Below are 15,191 nucleotides of genomic sequence, written 5' to 3'. Positions count from 1 at the left end.
CCGAGGGTCGCGTTTTGGCTTCCGCGACCAGTGGAGGCGAAACATGTTCGATCACGGCATCAAGGGTAAGACGGTTCTCATTGCTGGCGGGGCGAAGAACCTCGGCGGGCTGCTTGCCCGTGATCTGGCCGAGCACGGCGCGAAGGCCGTGGCCATCCACTACAACACGAGCGCGACCAAACCCGCGGCGGATGAGACGGTCGCAGCCATCAAGGCCACCGGTGCAAAGGCCATCGCCCTTCAGTCGGACCTGACCACGGCCGGCGCGGTCGAGAAGCTCTTCGCGGACACCGTCGCCGCCATCGGTAAACCGGACATCGCCATCAATACGGTCGGCAAGGTTCTGAAGAAACCCTTCGTCGAGATCAACGAGGCCGAGTACGACGAAATGACTGCGGTAAACTCGAAATCCGCCTTCTTTTTCCTCAAGGAGGCGGGAAAGCACGTCAATGACAACGGTAAGATCTGCACGCTCGTGACCTCGCTGCTTGGCGCCTACACACCCTTCTACGCCGCCTATGCCGGCACGAAGGCGCCGGTCGAGCACTTCACTCGCGCAGCTTCGAAAGAGTTCGGCGAGCGGGGCATCTCGGTGACCGCGATCGGCCCGGGCCCGATGGACACATCCTTCTTCTACCCTGCCGAAAACGCCGACGCTCAAGCTTATCACAAGAATGCGGCAGCTTTGTCTAAGTTTACAAAGACGGGCCTGACCGACATCGAGGACATCGTGCCCTTCATCCGCTTTCTGGTCTCGGATGGCTGGTGGATGACCGGACAGACCATTCTCGTCAACGGTGGCTATACCACCAAGTGAGATCGTCCGGCTGCTCTCTGGAACCGAAAGTCGTTCCGGAGAGGCCGCACCTTGCCATTGCGATTAACTATTGAACGTCAGCCTATGCAATCGGCAGCGTCGATTCGCTTGCAGCAAGATTCTCCGCGTGGATATGCGCCTATGCGGGGAACGGAACGAACACGAAGCGACATCGCGCCGGGGGCTGAGACGTGCTGAGACGGACCATCAGGAGCCATGTCGGCTCCGGCTTCTCCCGCCAGCCGCAGCTTCTCTCGACGGCTATCGCCGCCCTGCTCTGTGCCGCCGGGATGCGGCCAGCCTACGCGCAATCGGTTACAGGCAGCGGCGATCTGAACCCTGGCCCTGCCCAGTCACCGAACTGGTCCGTTGGGAGCGATCTCCTGGTTGGCGATACCGGTATTGGCCAGCTCAACATCACGGCCGGTGGAACCGTCACCAACGATCTCGGCACGATCGGCAATGATGTGGCCGGGAATGGCACGGTCACCGTTTCAGGCATCGATGGCAGCGGCAATGCATCGACATGGACCAATACCAGCGACCTCGTCGTCGGGCAGTCCGGCACCGGCTCGCTGACCATCCTCGATGGCGGCAAAGTCAGCAGCCTAAGCGCCTATATCGCCGGCGATCTGGGCAGCCAGGGCACGGTCACGGTCTCGGGCGTTAAAAGCAACGGCATGGCCTCGACATGGACCAATGCCGGTGAGCTCTATGTCGGATATAGCGGCGTCGGAGTACTGAACATTCTGGCTGGCGGCCGGGTGTCGAATACCGACGGCGGTATCGGCGGCGGGGGCAATGCGTTGGTCAGCGGACTTGGCTCGTCCTGGCAGAACAGCGGCCGGCTGACCGTCGGTGGGGCCGGCGCCGGAACCTTGCGCGTCGAGGGCGGCGCAACGGTTTCGAGCACGGAGGGTCTCGTCGGCAGCAGCGGTCAGGGCAACGTCGTACTGACCGGCGCGGGCACGACCTGGACCAGTACCGGACAGTTTACCGTTGGCAGCTTCGACGTGGGCACCTTGCGCATCGAAGCGGGCGCAACCGTCACCAGCAATCAGGGCTATATCGGCGCCAACAACACCGGCACCGTCACCGTGACGGGAGCGGGGTCGAAGTGGTTGATGTCGCCCTATAACCTCACCATCGGCAATCTCGGAACCGGTTCGCTGACGGTCGAGAATGGCGGGTTGGTTCGCGCAGAGGGCGGAGTCCGGATCGGTGAGAGCTCAGTCGCCAGCGGGACGCTGCTTCTGCAGGGCCCCACGAACAATCGAGGCGTCCTGGAAACCAGACGGATCTTCGGTGGTAATGGCGCTGTGAGCGTCACCTTCGATGGCGGCCTCCTGCGTGCTACAGACGACAATCCCAATTTCTTCGCAGGCTTCGACACCCGCACCATCAACCTCTCCGGGAATGGCGTCGTCATCGACACGGATGGCCATGACATCGGCATGTCTCCCAGCTTCACCGGCGCAGGCGCGTTGATCAAGGACGGAGCGGGCAAGCTGGAGCTGACCGGCGACAGCGGCGCGACCTTCACCGGCGCCGGCAGCGTGGTGGCGGGCACGCTCGCCGTGAATGGTATCCTTGGCGGGACGATGGAGGTCATCGGCGGCCGCCTCCAGGGCATCGGTACTGTCGGCGCCACGATCAATCAGCCGGGGGGCATGATCGCGCCGGGCAATTCGATCGGCACGCTGACGATCAACGGCAATTATCTCGGTAATGGTGGCAGGCTCGAGATCGAAACCGTGCTCGGCGGCGATTCCTCGCCGTCCGACCGCCTCGTCATCACCGGCAGCACCGCGGGAACGACCCTCGTCACGGTGTTGAACCAGGGCGGCGCCGGCGCACAGACCATCGAGGGCATCAAGATCGTCGATGTCGGCGGGGCCTCGAACGGCGTCTTCACGCTCCAGGGCAACTATGTCTTCAAGGGGCAGCAGGCCGTCGTCGCCGGCGCCTATGCCTACACCCTGCAGAAGAACGGCATCAGCACGCCGAACGACGGCGACTGGTATCTGCGCTCTGCCTATATGGCGCCGCCGTCTTCCACCTCACCGTCGAGCGGCCCGACCGACGTCGGTCCGATCTACCAACCGGGAGCGCCCATCTATGAAGCCTATGGCCAGGTCCTGCAGAGCCTGAACGAGCTCCAGACGCTGCGTCAGCGCGTCGGCGAGCGCTTCGACGGCCGGACGGATGACACGGCGAACGCGGCAGGCAGGGCGATCTGGGCCCGCATAGATGCAGCCCACAGTCGCATCACGCCGGGTTTCTCGACGACCGGCACGAGCTACATGATCGATAGCTGGCGCCTGCAGGCCGGCGCCGACGGGCAGGTTTTCGCAGGCGATGCCGGCACGCTGGTCGGTGGCGTCTCGCTGCATCATGGCGAAGCGCTGGCCGACATCGCCTCGGTCTTCGGGCGCGGCAAGATCAGAGCCTCGGGCCGCGGCTTTGGCGGGGCGCTGACATGGTATGGCGCGACGGGCTTCTATGCCGACGCGCAGACCAAGCTCAGCTGGTTCGACAGCGACCTGTCGTCCACGACGGCCGGGCGCCAGCTCGCCAAAGGCAAGGCCGGCTTCGGCTATGCGCTGGGGCTCGAACTAGGACAGCGCATCGCGCTATCAGGCGCCTGGTCTCTGACGCCACAGGCGCAGCTGACTTATTCACATATCGATGCGGACAGCTTCATCGACCCGTTCGGCGCCCGCGTCGCGCTCGGCGATGGCGCCAGCCTGCGCGGGCGGCTCGGCATCTCCGCGGACTACCGGCAGAGCTGGCGCGACAACGCAGGACGACAGGTCAATGCCTCGCTCTACGGCATCGCCAACCTGCATTACGAATTCCTTGACGGAACGACGGCAACGCTCGCCGGCACGCGCTTAACCAGCTGTCAGGAGCGGCTCTGGGGCGGGCTCGGCCTCGGCGCCAAATACGAATGGGGCCGTTATGCGCTCTATGGCGAGGTCGAGGCCCAGACCAGCCTGGCCCATTTCGCCGACAGCCACAGCATCACCGGCCGCGGAGGGCTGAGCATTCGTTGGTGAAAACAGGGTGGCTCTCGCTGACGATCCAGCTTCGCACAGCTTCCGAGGTCTGACGCCGCGAAATGCGGCTATGTTCGGGCCTTCCTGGCACGCTTACGTTTATCGGTCCTATGGGCTTCACTGGTGTTTGAATATCGTCGCTGAAGGCGCTGGCGCGGTCTTGCTTAGGGCCATCGAGCCGACAGATGGGCTGGCCGAAATGCGGGCGCGTCGCCGCAGCACGGTAACCCTATGCAATGGGCCGGGACGGTTGGCCCAGGCGCTTGGGATAACGGGCGCCTATAATGGGCTGAGTTTGGAACGCCGCCCGTTCTCGATTGTCGACCGATCACATGCGCCGGAGATTTCTCGCAGCACTCGCATTGGAATTTCGAAAGCCGCCGAGCAGCCCTGGCGATATGGCTTTGCGGGTTCGCGGTTCGTGAGGCGCGCTTTCCCCAAGCCTGGGAGGTAAGCGGCGTCGCGGCAAATTGTCGCGTGCGTGCGACTGACGCAAGGAACAGAGCAGGTTTGAGGCCAACAACGTCTCTGGACGGTGGACCTAGGCAGATCCGCCTGCAAGTCGGTCTCCGAAATCGACGACAATGCCGTCCCCGGCCTTGACCATACCGCTCTCGATGATGCGGGCAGTGATGTCGCCGAGCCCGCGAACGGCGTTGTACCCGCCAACGCCGAGTATCTCCTCCATCCGCGAACACGGATGGTATTCTCCGGTGGTTTGCAAGATTGCGGAGCCAATCCTGAAGCGCTTGTCTTTCAGCGCGAGCAGATTGATGCCTTGAGTAACGACGTTACGGCGCAGGTCGCCCGGCAAAACCTGTGAGCGGCCGAGAGATGGCTGGCGATAGTACCGAGATGCTCGGCCTGGATTAAAGTGACCTGACGAGCCCCGTGCGCCCGCGTGTACGCGCCGTACTTCCTGACGGTGAACGCGATCGTTCGCTTCGCCAGCTCGCGCGATATCCTTTGCCAGGGGAGGGGCTCGGCCGCGAACTCGGCCGTCTGCTTCGTTCTCGGCATTACCTCGATTGATCCCAGCGTCAACGATCTCCTGTTCGAGCGCTTCGTCTCGGAGGAGCGCCGTGAGCCGCCCGATATCGATGTCGACTTCGAACATGATCGACGCGAGATCGTTATGCAGTGGGTGTGCGCCTCGTAGGCTTCGATCGTAACGGCGGCGGCCGCCTCGTCGTCGAAGGCGCCGGCTTCGAACTTCTGAATCCAAATGCGGATCAGGTTGCGCGACAGATCGTGCCTTCGAGCGAGGCTATGGAGCGTCTCCCCCGCCAGATAATCCTGGGCTACCTGGCGCTTGAACTCGATGCTGTGGGAACGATGTCGAACCATGGGCTTTCATCCTTCGAAAGCCCGGCTTCCCCGTCAATTGCTGGCCGTCACCATGTCCGCCTCAAGGGGCGCAATCCAGACAGGCGCGAAAGCTTGGACCCAAAGGGCAATATTTGCGGGTCCAAAGAGGGATTGGCTTGCGCCTTTGATCGCAGCGGTCGCAATGACGCCAGAACAGAAATCAGGGCTGGCTCGGCTGATGCTCCGCTGACCCGAGCGGCGGGGCGAGCTTGAGCGACCCGCCCACGGTTCGATTCTCGACCTCTATGAAAGCTATGAACTAGCATCACTCGCTTACATCCGGTGGTCTCAGAAAGCGGAGCCGGCGGCGGTTGCTATCGCGGCAGACTATCGGCGCATCGTGATCGAGCTTGAGCGGGACATCGGGGACGCCCTCGCGGGATAGCGGGAAAAAGGCGCCGAGCCACCCACGGCTTGGGGGAGACGCGGCAACTCAGCGCCACGCCGCATCGAAGGCGCTTTGAGACATTGATGGCGAAAGATGAACGTTGTCCCAACGACCTTTGAGGTGCGCAGATCTTAAGGGGTGATGCTTTGAAACGGCAAACCCCGCCATGGGGTGGCGGGGTTCACGTGGGCCTCCAGCCCCATTGCTCGACCTGAGATCGAGCAATACTCTGAAATCCGGCTTGGAAACGCGAACCAGCGAGGTTAGTTCCAAAATGAAAGGCCTTGCCCCGCCGAAGCGGGATCGAGGCTGATTGGACAATACGCTGAGAGAGCCAAGTGATGTCCGAAAAGCCAACCGTTGAGATCCCGGTGATTCAGCCGACAAAGATCCAGGTGAGCAGCGACGCGCGCGGCGATGCCGCAGTGAAATTTGAGACGGCGGGCGACTCCGATCTGCTGCTCGTCCTTCCCATGACCGCGCTCGCCCAGCTCGAAGCGATGCTAGCCCGCGCCAGCCTAGAGCAGGCGAAACACCAGCCGAAGCAGTGAAAGGCAATTCCCTACAAAATTAACAGGCTAGCAAGCGCAGCAGCTGTAGACCCCTCAAACGGCTTCGTGGCGGAATGGCTACGCGGGGGATCGCAAGTCCTCACATCCTCGGTTCGAACCCAACGCGAGGCCTCCAGATGAGCGCGATCATCCTGCTTTGAATCGAAGAAAGCCCGGCCCGCCGAAGCGGGACCGGCCGCCAAACATCTCCGTAACCTCCTGAATACGTCGGCTCCCGACCCAACTCGGGCATCTCGACTTCCGCTAAGGGGCTTCTCAACGGGGCTGTAAGGCGTGTGTAAGCGCGCCACGGTCAAATGCCTCTCATCAGGCCGGACGAAGAAACTACCGGCCCACATGAAGAGATCGACATGACCGACGCTCGCAACACCGGCTCCGAAGTCTCCGTCGCCATGACCGATGCCAAGCTGGACACCGTTAACGGCGCCGGCGTCGGCGAGAAGAACCTGGGCATCGCTCAGACCACGGGCGGCGTTCTGACCGCGGCGGCAGGCGCCGTGACCCGACGGTGGGGCCTCGCCTCGCGCGGCTGCAACATGCTCGTGGACGGCATCGGCCATACTGAAGCCTCGTAGGACGAGCGGGCAACTCGTTCCCCAGTCGTCAAAAATGCCCGGCAATCCAACTCGCTGGGCAATTTCATTGCGCTGAGGACAATATCCTGACGGGGGGTGGAGAGGATAGCTTGGCCTTGCAATCGAGTCGGGATGCTATGATTGAACTTAGATCAGGATTGCCCAGCCAGCCTGATCTGCTAAGCCCCCTTCATAACGATGGAGGCTTATGATGGCTGGCGACGACAAGGCTGTGCTTGAACTCTCTGCGATGGTTGTCGCGGCATATGTTCAGCACAACAGCGTGCCTCAAGCCGAGCTCGTCGGCCTCATCGAGCGCACGCATGGCGCTCTAGCCGGGTTGGGCAAAGAACCGCCCCCGGCACCCGTGGAAACGCTTGCCCCGGCGGTACCGATCAAGAAATCCATCACGCCGGACTGGATCATCTGCTTGGAGGACGGCAAGAAGTTCAAATCGCTCAAGCGTCACCTGAATTCGAAGTACGGTATGACGCCGGAACAGTACCGCGGAAAATGGGGCCTACCGGCCGACTACCCGATGGTCGCGCCGGCATATGCGGAAGCCCGCTCCAACCTCGCGAAGTCGATGGGGCTGGGCCGGAAGGCCGCTGCCGTGCCGGTAAAGCAGGCCGCGCGCGGCAGGCGGACAACATCAGCGTCCTAGCCGCGGAAAGCTTGGCGTACTTCGCCTGAATGATGCGGGGCTCGTGCCTGAGACTGCGCAACGTGCGGGCGACGAAATGAGCGCTCAGGCACGCCTCCATCCCGACGATACAGCCCGGGAGGGTCTTGAAGGTCTCCTCCAGCGCCAAGCGCGGGATCTTGCGTCGGAAGGCGATCTTGCCGTTCGCGTCGAAGCCGACGCCGCAGCTCACGCGGCGGCGGGAGCATCCGGTCCATCCCGTTAGCGGACGTCAGGATCGTCCGATTTCTGGCGCCGGTAATTCGGTCGCGGAAGTCGTCGTCCTCGGCGCAAGGGCGCCTAGTCTCTTCCCAAGCAGCGCCTTTTGGGAAATATGCTTTCGGTCGGGGCTATTCATTGAGAATTTCAATGGCTGTGCGAGCCAATGCTCGCACCCTTCGCCGATGCAGGTTTCGTCGAGCTGATGTTCGAATTGTGGACGCGGTCTTCCCGGCCCGGCTGTCCTGAGCCGATCCGGATATGCGAGGAACGGACGCGCTCGCCGGGCGAATTTGATCAGATTGCGCGCCGGGCACGCTCTGCCGGCCAATGACCAGCGCATGTGTAGCAAGGGTATTGGCGAGGCCTGCGGCCGCAGCCCGAGCAACTGCATTTGCAATCCAAGCCTCGCTAAACAGCCCGGCGCAAAGCGCCGGGCTGCTCCCAGGTCCCACGTATTCGTCTCAGAACTTGTAGTTCACGCCGACTCGAACCAGCCCGGCACCGCCGCCGCCGCTGGTTGTCGCAGTATAGGTTCCAGCCGGAAGAGCGCCGCCTGCCGGGTTGAAAAAGGCCCGCGTCGTTCTGCCTTCGCCGGTATCGACGTAAAGACCTTCGACCCTGAAGATCCAGTTGTTGGTGAAGGCATATTCGACGCCACCACCGACGGTCCAGCCTGCGTTGCTCGTGGAGTTGCCGGTGAGCGGGTTGGTGTTGAGGCCACCATAGGCGAGGCCACCCGTGATGTAGATCAAGGTCCGGTCGAAAGCGTAGCCCAGGCGGGCGCGAACGGTGCCGAGATAGGCGCCATCGCCACCGCCTCGGCCTGCCCACCAGGTGTAGGGTCCCCAGGCCACGTTGCCGCCGCCCGTGTCGACATACTGGATGTCGGTCTCAAGGCCGTAAACTACGGCGCCGGATTGCCAATTATAACCAATCTGGGCGCCACCGACGAAGCGGCCGTCGCTGCTGCCGCCGCCCAGAGAAGCGGAAGAGGCACCCGTCGGCCCTGTGACGATGACGCCGCCTGAGTCCCCCCATCCCACGCCGGCGTTGAGGCCCACATAAAGTCCGGCCCATGTGAACACCGGTGCGTAGACGATGGGGGCGACTGGTGGCGCGCGGCTCGGAAGATCGGCGGCGAAGGTCGAGGTAGCAAGGCATGTTGCTAGAGCAGTGGATACAAGGCGTAGACGCATGTGATCCTCCTCCCATGCACAGTGGAGACCCTATTGGTTGCACACGAAAGCATTAGCGGGAAGTGAATGACGATCATTCGCAAACGACGCGCGCCGAAATCCGTCTTGAAGTGATATTTTCGTCACTTTGGAGAAATCGAAATCCGGGCACTCGATTACGCTGACAATTCAGTAGGGTGGCCAGTTTTTTGGCTGGTATCTGCCCGCCTTTTTGCCGGGCACAGCATGGACGGCCCGATGGCCGGATCTGCGGGCATCCGCAATGCGCCTATTGGCTCGTCGGTGATGGTTGTAACCCTAACCCAAAGCGGTCCAGTTTCCAGGGCTCAGGACCACCCGTGCGCTCTGCCGTCAACCAACAGATTTGAATGTCATTTTACCGCTTCAGAGGGACACGACCGGCTCCGATCGCGCGCTCCTCTGCAAGTACACATAGCGATTGAATTCGAATGATTAATCGGCGGCCGAGGCATGTTCAGGCTTCTGCATCGAAACACCATATGACAATCGAGGAGGGCCTCTTGTGCCAAGCCAACGCGATGCCCCGCCGCACGTCAGCAAAAATGCCGGACGAGCGCTCTGACGCGACAGCAAGTCATCAAGAGACTTGAGGATCGGCTGCAGGAGAGGGCATTTGATCAATCGGAACCGGATCATGCTTCACGACATTATCTTCGGCAATCGGCGCTGCAGAATTCGCCTGAGATCACGAACTTGAATTCCGGAAGAACAAAAGAATATGATTTCGGTCGAATGCCTCTGGCTGGGGCACGTTACGTGACGCTGAGGATGACCGGAGCAGGGTCAGCAGCCTCAATTCGTGCGCCGAACCGACCGGACAGGAGAGTGGAATGCAGAATTGCCGGACGCTCTCGCCGACGATCTTCGCGGCACTCCTGCTGGTTTCCCCTGTCAGCGCCCGAGATTCCGTTTCCTACGCCGGCAAGGAAGAACCTGGCTCCATCGTCATCAAGACAAAAGACAGACAGTTATATTTAATTTTGGAGGACGGCACGGCTATTCGATATCGAGTGGCGGTCGGCAGATCAACGAAGCAGTGGGTAGGCTCCGTAAAAATAGAAGGAAAGTATATTGATCCAGCCTGGTCGCCACCCACTGAGATAAAGCGAGATAATCCAAGACTTCCGGATGTAATTTCGGGAGGGTCTCCGCGAAATCCTATGGGTGCCCGCGCTCTGACGCTTTCTGGCGGAGGGCAATACGCGATCCACGGAACAAACAGGCCCGATTCTATCGGAACGTTTGCGTCCTATGGGTGCTTCCGCATGCTTAACGACGATATAATCGATCTGTTCGGCCGAGTTTCGATCGGAACACCGGTTATCGTCCTTCGATAGGTGGATATGGTGAGCGTCATCGAAGCAAATATCAAGACGCTCGAGGCTCTCTGTTGCACCCCGATTATTCTCGGAGCAATGCATTCAGATAGATGCCGCCGAAAGGAGGGCGGCCGGCCCGCAGCGACACGAACATTGCAGCACTTGAATTTCGCGTGGGCTTCTCCCTATCGTACTCGGAGTGCTGCGGCGTCCGGCAGCATTTACCAAGTTCGGTGAGCTGAAAATTGCGGCTCCAGCATCTTACGGTCATTGAGACTCCGAAGGCTAGATATGTAATCCGCTGGGTACAATAGCGTATTATCCGGAGCATCCATTCCCATGAATTGCGCTACCTCGCCAACCCAACGATTGCAATTATAAAGAACGGCATGCCACATCGTAGCAGTTCTTTGCTTGCGTTTGATATAAGCTAAAACGCGGCGGTACTGAGCTTCGTCCAGCAGCACGCGGAAGCGATTGGAGATGTACTGATCTTCCAAATCGCCATCGCTCGGGCCCGTTTCTGCTGGAACAGGAACGACGTGGCCGACCGACCATAGCTGCGGTCCCTCGCCAGCGGGGTGAAGCCCCGCGACCTGATCCGCCGTTACCGGGCCTATTTCACCTCTCGCGTTAAGGCGCCCGTGAACCAAGAACGTGTGGCCATAGCTGAGGGCGTAACGGGAGCGGAACTCGACAAAATACTGCGCCTTCTCGCGTGACGGGTATGACAGCCGGGATGTGGAGACCACATTCGTCGAGGGAGATACGTGCCCCCCACCTTGGAAGCTGCTGCGATCGCGCGCGCCCGCTATATCGTATCCAGAGACCAGCAGCCCGCCCGCCAGGCCACAAGCCAAGATCCAAGAGCGAACTGAGGGGTTTGTCCCAAACCGCATCGCAGGCCTCCCGATCAAGCACGCGCACGGATGCAGGATTTCCGCACGCCGAATACTGTATTGCAATACCCAAGGAGAAAGCGGTCGATTACTCGACCGCTTTCTTGACTGACGACGCTAGCCCTTGGTTACGATGGGCGCAGCAGCCGGAGGCGGAGCTTTGCCCTTCCCCTTACCGATGGAAGCACACCCGCCAACGCTAATGAGTGCAACAGATACGGCCAACACTACGATCTTTTTCATCGGTTCGCCCTCAGTTAACAAGCCCATTCTCAGCTCAGCGCAATTTATATTCCAGTGTAATTGCGCAACATGGTGCCGAACAATTTCGTATTCAAATCGTCGTGTGGCACCCTCAAACAGTCTCAGATGCCATGATAAATTTCAACTGGCAAAATATCCCGGGGGGCGCCTACGACGAGTTATGGTTGCCAAACAACATGCGCGCGGCAAAACGGAACCAAGTTTACTCGCGTCCCTGTCCTTTCGTTAGCGGTGCGGGTGAACGCTGCCCACGCGTGGGACGATGCGGCCGGTTCGATTGATGTAGTCCCGGTACTCGTTTCCGAAGGCCTCTCTCATGAGTTTTTCTTCCTCGCCGACCCGAAAAAAATAGAGCGTACCAAATCCCACCAAGCCAGCCGGGCCCGCAATCCAGTTGGGCAAAAGAAGCGCTTGCGCAATGGCCCATAGCCAGAAGGCTGAATACATCGGGTGACGCAAATACGTATAAATTCCATCTGTCACTAATTTGTGGCTCTCACGAAGGTCTAGAGAAACGGACCAATTCCGCCCCAGGGCGCGATGGGTAAGATAAAACAGCAGCAACGCTGCCATAGAAGTAACTGCTCCTGCCCAAGCAAGAGAGGGTTGGAATGTGTATTTTGCAAAACGTGGAAAGCCGAAGGCAATGTAGGAAAAAGGCAAGATACCTAAGCCAGTAAAAGAAATAGAAAGCAATATTCGTTCCTTGATCCCGCGCGCCGAACGGGAAATAGGAGTCCGACGAGAACGCCGCTCGTGAGGAATGCGGATCACGTACCAACCAACTGCGAGAATTAGGTAGATCGCCTTCGCAACAGAAAGGGTCATGGTCTTGCCGTCCCCACGGTCTTGATATCGTCTGCGAAGTTGGCCGATTCGATCAATCTGCCGTCTACATCGAACAAATCTGTCGCGCCTCGCTCCGATCGCGCGATCCGTTCCGCGGAAATTGGCCCGCAGGTCGCCATAAAGTAATCATAGGCTGCTCGTCGGTCGTTACCTCTCACAAATTGACAGTGCATTTTGTACCAGTTCTTTCGGATTCGTGGATAACGCTCCGGAGCGATCATCCGTCGGATGCTCACATTCCGGACGACGGGGGAGTCGGTAGGGGGGAGATTCAAGTGTAGCAGCAACTCCGCCCCGAAAAAATTCATAACATCGGAACGAGCCCTGTAATCTGCCCAAAACACGTTGCGATTGGAGCTTACTCGTCCGATCGCGGCGCGAAATCCGGATGCGGCGCGATGGAGCCCAATCTTGAGAATGGAAGCTCCGACGGACAGAAAGGCCAGCTTCCGGTTGGCTCCAGGTCGATCGCATTCGATTTTCATCACGCGATCGATGAGATCGACGGCAAGCACCGCGCCTAAACTGTGCCCGACAATGAGAATCTCGTCCACCGCCTCCATTCGGGTATTGTCTGCGATATCAGCCGCGATGCGCTGTAAGCGATCGCCTAAATTATTATCCCCCCTGCGGACGTAATGGCTAGAGAAAATCCAATCTTCGAGTAATAGACTGAGATATAACCAGCGGTCTGCTGCGTGCAACAACAGATATGCGCTGATAAGAAAACTCAATATTGATGCAAAATAATTCCCTAGAAGATTCTGAGTGAATATTGCAGCTCCAACGGAGAGTGCCGCGATCAACGCAAGAATCAGGAACGGATAGATGAAGAACATGGCATATCGCCAGCTCGACCGCAGGTAGGCTACCAAAGCCCCCGCAATCAGGAAATCGTAAAAAGCTACTATCGCAGGCACCAGGCGGCTCCATGTTGGCCGCGTGCCTGCGCTGGTTATCACATCATCCCATCGGACGAGTCGCATCTCAATTTCGGTACGCCAGTTGGAGCCCGACGCAGACACTTGCCAAGCGGCGAGATCCCCACTGACCACAAGTTGAGAGATTGTCGTGTGTGCGCCCCAAGCACGCTCGAAACGTCGCAACTCCTTGGCGAATCGTTCGAACACCGCCGATGGCGGCGCCGGGTCGTAGCCGCCGATATGATACACTCGACGCCTAAGGACCCGAGTTTCGGTCATTGCCGTCGTACCGCTCAGCCCCATAGTCTTGTCGCTTTGTCCGATCAGAAAGGGAGCCAATCCGTTGAGCCTGGGTCATCGCACCGCAGCGTCGAGATCGCGGGATGTGCCGCGACAGAGAGCATTCCTTGCCATAGTTCGGGTGCGCGAGTTGGTCGATTCGTGGTTCAAGTCGCTCTCCAAAAAGCCGCGGCACTTCAAGATTTGAACGCTGTGCCGCCGCTCAAATAATTCAACTCACGCGAAATTTCTTCGGCCGCTTCCAAGATATTCTCTGCAATCACTGGAATCACTTCTGAGGTTAAGCGGTTTGATGGTCCTGATATACCGACGGCTGCCTCGATCACTCCATCGGCACATCTAATGGGCGCCGCGACCTCGCACCTCATTCCACCTGCTTCACCGAATTCAATAGCATATCCTCGGGCTCGGATCAGCTCGAGTTCGCGTCGAAATGCCTCGACGTCAGATTTTTCTCTCGCGACTTCAAAGACACTTGTCTCAAATTCACGCATTATCTGCAGCGATTGAAATGCGAGGATCGATTTTCCTGCTGCACAATGCCGGGCTGGCACTTTAGTTCCGACATCGAATTCAGTCACAGTCGGTTCAGGAGCATTGATACCGGCGGCAATTACAATTTCTTTATCTGCAATCACAGCCAAGCACGCTGACTCACGGGTTTCCATCGCGAGCTTTGAAAGGTGCCGTTCTGCCACACGCTTGAGGTCTGTCGGGTCTTTCAAGCAAAAACCTAAGCTCCAGAGTTTTGGTGATAGAGCAACCCGCGAAGAATGGCGTGATACGGAGACGTATCGCGTCATCTCAAGGATTCTCAATGTATTCTGAATCGTGTCTTCGTCGAAACGCGTCTGCAGACTTATCTGGCTAATCGTACTGGGGCAATTACTTCTGGCGAGGGCCTCAAGAACCGCCAGTCCTTCTTCGAAAGATATGTTCATGATCGAGCTCACGATCTTGCGATGGTTGAGAATTCATATCCGTTCCGTCGGAAAGGCCAGGCACACTGGATGCGTCCTCCAACGCAGTCGTTTGCATCAGTTGTCAGCGCGTCATTGCGGTTTCACGTACTCACGAGGATTGTGATCCGATCACCAATCCGGAGCCAGCGCAATTTGAACCGCTCCCCAGCTTTGTGAATGCGGCAACCTCTGTGTTCCGGCACCGAAGCATGACTATACGGCAGCAGCGTATAGATCATTCAAATCGGTGCCGGCCGCGCCCCTCTGAAAACGGAAAAATCGCTTTTAAATCAGTTTGTTGACGGCGGAGCGCCCCGGGCCAAACTCCGGCGCTTGCACAGATTCGGGATTCAGAGTTTTTGCGATTCGCGATGCATGGACTTCCTGATCCCAACGTCGAGGGGCGAGCTCCGGAATACTGACCCTAAGGCCAATAGACGCTTTGGGTCGGGGCAGCTGTAATTGCGTTTGGACGCGCAGCCTGATCTGAGCCCTTAAAACTGGATCGCTTTGAGCTAGAGTTTTCCGCGTCGTTTCCCATGAGCTGGGAGGAGCGGAAGACGATGAAGGATTCGAAGTTCTCGGCCGCCCAGAAGGCGTTCATCCTGAAGCAGGGCGCGGACGGAATTCCGGTGGCGGAGATCTGCCGGCGGGCCGGGATCAGCCAGGCGACGTATTTCAACTGGAAGAAGAAGTACGAGGGGCTGCTGCCGGCCGAGATGCGCCGGCTGAAGCAGCTCGAGGACGAGAACGCGAAGCTGCGCAAGCTCGTCGC

14 protein-coding genes, 1 tRNA gene and 3 pseudogenes are annotated in these 15,191 nt (G+C 59.3%); 10 read left to right on the top strand and 8 right to left on the bottom strand.

Features of this window, described 5'->3' with window-relative positions; genetic code table 11:
- Positions 1-43: 43 nt before the first annotated feature.
- The 3 genes from AC1DNE_RS24600 (at position 44) to AC1DNE_RS24590 (ending at position 4,330) form a co-directional block, all read left to right on the top strand.
- A complete protein-coding gene (locus AC1DNE_RS24600; RefSeq protein WP_441473294.1) occupies positions 44-817 on the top strand; it encodes an SDR family oxidoreductase in 774 nt (257 codons plus the stop codon).
- A 191-nt stretch (positions 818-1,008) separates the two neighbouring features.
- Positions 1,009-3,876 (top strand): autotransporter family protein, encoded by a 2,868-nt coding sequence (locus tag AC1DNE_RS24595; RefSeq protein WP_441473295.1) that lies wholly within the window; start codon positions 1,009-1,011, stop codon positions 3,874-3,876.
- A 7-nt stretch (positions 3,877-3,883) separates the two neighbouring features.
- Positions 3,884-4,330: a DNA-3-methyladenine glycosylase gene (locus tag AC1DNE_RS24590; RefSeq protein ID WP_441473296.1), complete on the top strand. Its 447-nt coding sequence runs from the start codon at positions 3,884-3,886 to the stop codon at positions 4,328-4,330.
- Positions 4,331-4,417: 87 nt separating this feature from the next.
- Here the strand turns inward: AC1DNE_RS24590 and AC1DNE_RS24585 are convergent, their stop codons facing one another.
- Positions 4,418-4,690 (bottom strand): MOSC domain-containing protein, encoded by a 273-nt coding sequence (locus tag AC1DNE_RS24585; RefSeq protein ID WP_441473297.1) that lies wholly within the window; start codon positions 4,688-4,690, stop codon positions 4,418-4,420.
- 90 nt (positions 4,691-4,780) lie between these two features.
- Here AC1DNE_RS24585 and AC1DNE_RS24580 point away from each other — a divergent pair.
- Positions 4,781-5,023: pseudogene (locus tag AC1DNE_RS24580) on the top strand (PHP domain-containing protein); the annotation flags it as partial.
- A 92-nt stretch (positions 5,024-5,115) separates the two neighbouring features.
- On the opposite strand, the pseudogene AC1DNE_RS24575 reads toward AC1DNE_RS24580, so the two are convergent.
- Positions 5,116-5,223, bottom strand: a pseudogene (locus AC1DNE_RS24575) (transposase); the annotation flags it as partial.
- 750 nt (positions 5,224-5,973) lie between these two features.
- On the opposite strand from AC1DNE_RS24575, the gene AC1DNE_RS24570 reads away from it, so the two are divergent.
- The 4 genes from AC1DNE_RS24570 to AC1DNE_RS24555 all read left to right on the top strand — a co-directional run bounded on the left by AC1DNE_RS24570 (position 5,974) and on the right by AC1DNE_RS24555 (position 7,443).
- Entirely contained in the window at positions 5,974-6,183 is a 210-nt protein-coding gene (locus tag AC1DNE_RS24570) for a hypothetical protein (RefSeq protein ID WP_476766666.1), read from the top strand.
- Positions 6,184-6,243: 60 nt separating this feature from the next.
- Positions 6,244-6,319 (top strand) — tRNA-Cys (locus AC1DNE_RS24565).
- Between the two features lie 235 nt (positions 6,320-6,554).
- Positions 6,555-6,779 carry a hypothetical protein gene (locus AC1DNE_RS24560; protein WP_476766665.1) on the top strand — a complete coding sequence of 75 codons (225 nt, stop codon included), beginning with the start codon at positions 6,555-6,557 and terminating at the stop codon, positions 6,777-6,779.
- A 211-nt stretch (positions 6,780-6,990) separates the two neighbouring features.
- The gene (locus AC1DNE_RS24555; protein ID WP_476766664.1) at positions 6,991-7,443 is read left to right on the top strand and encodes a Ros/MucR family transcriptional regulator; all 453 of its coding nucleotides are present in this window, start codon (positions 6,991-6,993) and stop codon (positions 7,441-7,443) included.
- Positions 7,444-7,453: 10 nt separating this feature from the next.
- On the opposite strand, the pseudogene AC1DNE_RS24550 reads toward AC1DNE_RS24555, so the two are convergent.
- Together AC1DNE_RS24550 and AC1DNE_RS24545 are read right to left on the bottom strand one after the other, a co-directional pair.
- A pseudogene (locus AC1DNE_RS24550) lies at positions 7,454-7,642 on the bottom strand (IS110 family transposase); the annotation flags it as partial.
- A 502-nt stretch (positions 7,643-8,144) separates the two neighbouring features.
- The gene (locus tag AC1DNE_RS24545; protein WP_441473301.1) at positions 8,145-8,879 is read right to left on the bottom strand and encodes an outer membrane protein; all 735 of its coding nucleotides are present in this window, start codon (positions 8,877-8,879) and stop codon (positions 8,145-8,147) included.
- 851 nt (positions 8,880-9,730) lie between these two features.
- Here AC1DNE_RS24545 and AC1DNE_RS24540 point away from each other — a divergent pair.
- The gene (locus AC1DNE_RS24540) at positions 9,731-10,237 is read left to right on the top strand and encodes a L,D-transpeptidase (RefSeq protein WP_476766663.1); all 507 of its coding nucleotides are present in this window, start codon (positions 9,731-9,733) and stop codon (positions 10,235-10,237) included.
- Positions 10,238-11,235: 998 nt separating this feature from the next.
- Here the strand turns inward: AC1DNE_RS24540 and AC1DNE_RS24535 are convergent.
- The 4 genes from AC1DNE_RS24535 to AC1DNE_RS24520 form a co-directional block, all read right to left on the bottom strand.
- Positions 11,236-11,361, bottom strand: coding sequence for an ABC transporter (locus AC1DNE_RS24535; protein ID WP_441473303.1), 126 nt, complete (start codon positions 11,359-11,361; stop codon positions 11,236-11,238).
- Positions 11,362-11,607: 246 nt separating this feature from the next.
- Positions 11,608-12,210, bottom strand: a complete 603-nt coding sequence (locus tag AC1DNE_RS24530) for a protein-S-isoprenylcysteine O-methyltransferase (protein ID WP_476766662.1) — start codon at positions 12,208-12,210, stop codon at positions 11,608-11,610.
- Positions 12,207-13,493: a hypothetical protein gene (locus AC1DNE_RS24525; RefSeq protein ID WP_441473305.1), complete on the bottom strand. Its 1,287-nt coding sequence runs from the start codon at positions 13,491-13,493 to the stop codon at positions 12,207-12,209. Before AC1DNE_RS24525 ends, AC1DNE_RS24530 begins: the two co-directional genes overlap by 4 nt.
- Before the next feature lie 137 nt (positions 13,494-13,630).
- Entirely contained in the window at positions 13,631-14,395 is a 765-nt protein-coding gene (locus AC1DNE_RS24520) for an IclR family transcriptional regulator (protein ID WP_441473306.1), read from the bottom strand.
- 584 nt (positions 14,396-14,979) lie between these two features.
- Here AC1DNE_RS24520 and AC1DNE_RS24515 point away from each other — a divergent pair.
- Positions 14,980-15,191 (top strand): transposase (locus tag AC1DNE_RS24515; protein ID WP_476766660.1); only part of this gene is annotated, 212 nt, incomplete at its 3' end.

This window comes from Allobosea sp. 05L423 (assembly GCF_056397745.1).
This window is presented reverse-complemented; position numbering and strand designations above follow the sequence as displayed.

Bases quoted from the DNA above. Each gene is read 5' to 3' on its own strand.
- AC1DNE_RS24555 (WP_476766664.1), top strand. From the start codon at position 6,991: ATGGCTGGCGACGACAAGGCTGTGCTTGAACTCTCTGCGATGGTTGTC.
- AC1DNE_RS24560 (WP_476766665.1), top strand. From the start codon at position 6,555: ATGACCGACGCTCGCAACACCGGCTCCGAAGTCTCCGTCGCCATGACC.
- AC1DNE_RS24545 (WP_441473301.1), bottom strand. From the start codon at position 8,879: ATGCGTCTACGCCTTGTATCCACTGCTCTAGCAACATGCCTTGCTACC.
- AC1DNE_RS24570 (WP_476766666.1), top strand. From the start codon at position 5,974: ATGTCCGAAAAGCCAACCGTTGAGATCCCGGTGATTCAGCCGACAAAG.
- AC1DNE_RS24600 (WP_441473294.1), top strand. From the start codon at position 44: ATGTTCGATCACGGCATCAAGGGTAAGACGGTTCTCATTGCTGGCGGG.
- AC1DNE_RS24540 (WP_476766663.1), top strand. From the start codon at position 9,731: ATGCAGAATTGCCGGACGCTCTCGCCGACGATCTTCGCGGCACTCCTG.
- AC1DNE_RS24530 (WP_476766662.1), bottom strand. From the start codon at position 12,210: ATGACCCTTTCTGTTGCGAAGGCGATCTACCTAATTCTCGCAGTTGGT.
- AC1DNE_RS24520 (WP_441473306.1), bottom strand. From the start codon at position 14,395: ATGAACATATCTTTCGAAGAAGGACTGGCGGTTCTTGAGGCCCTCGCC.
- AC1DNE_RS24535 (WP_441473303.1), bottom strand. From the start codon at position 11,361: ATGAAAAAGATCGTAGTGTTGGCCGTATCTGTTGCACTCATTAGCGTT.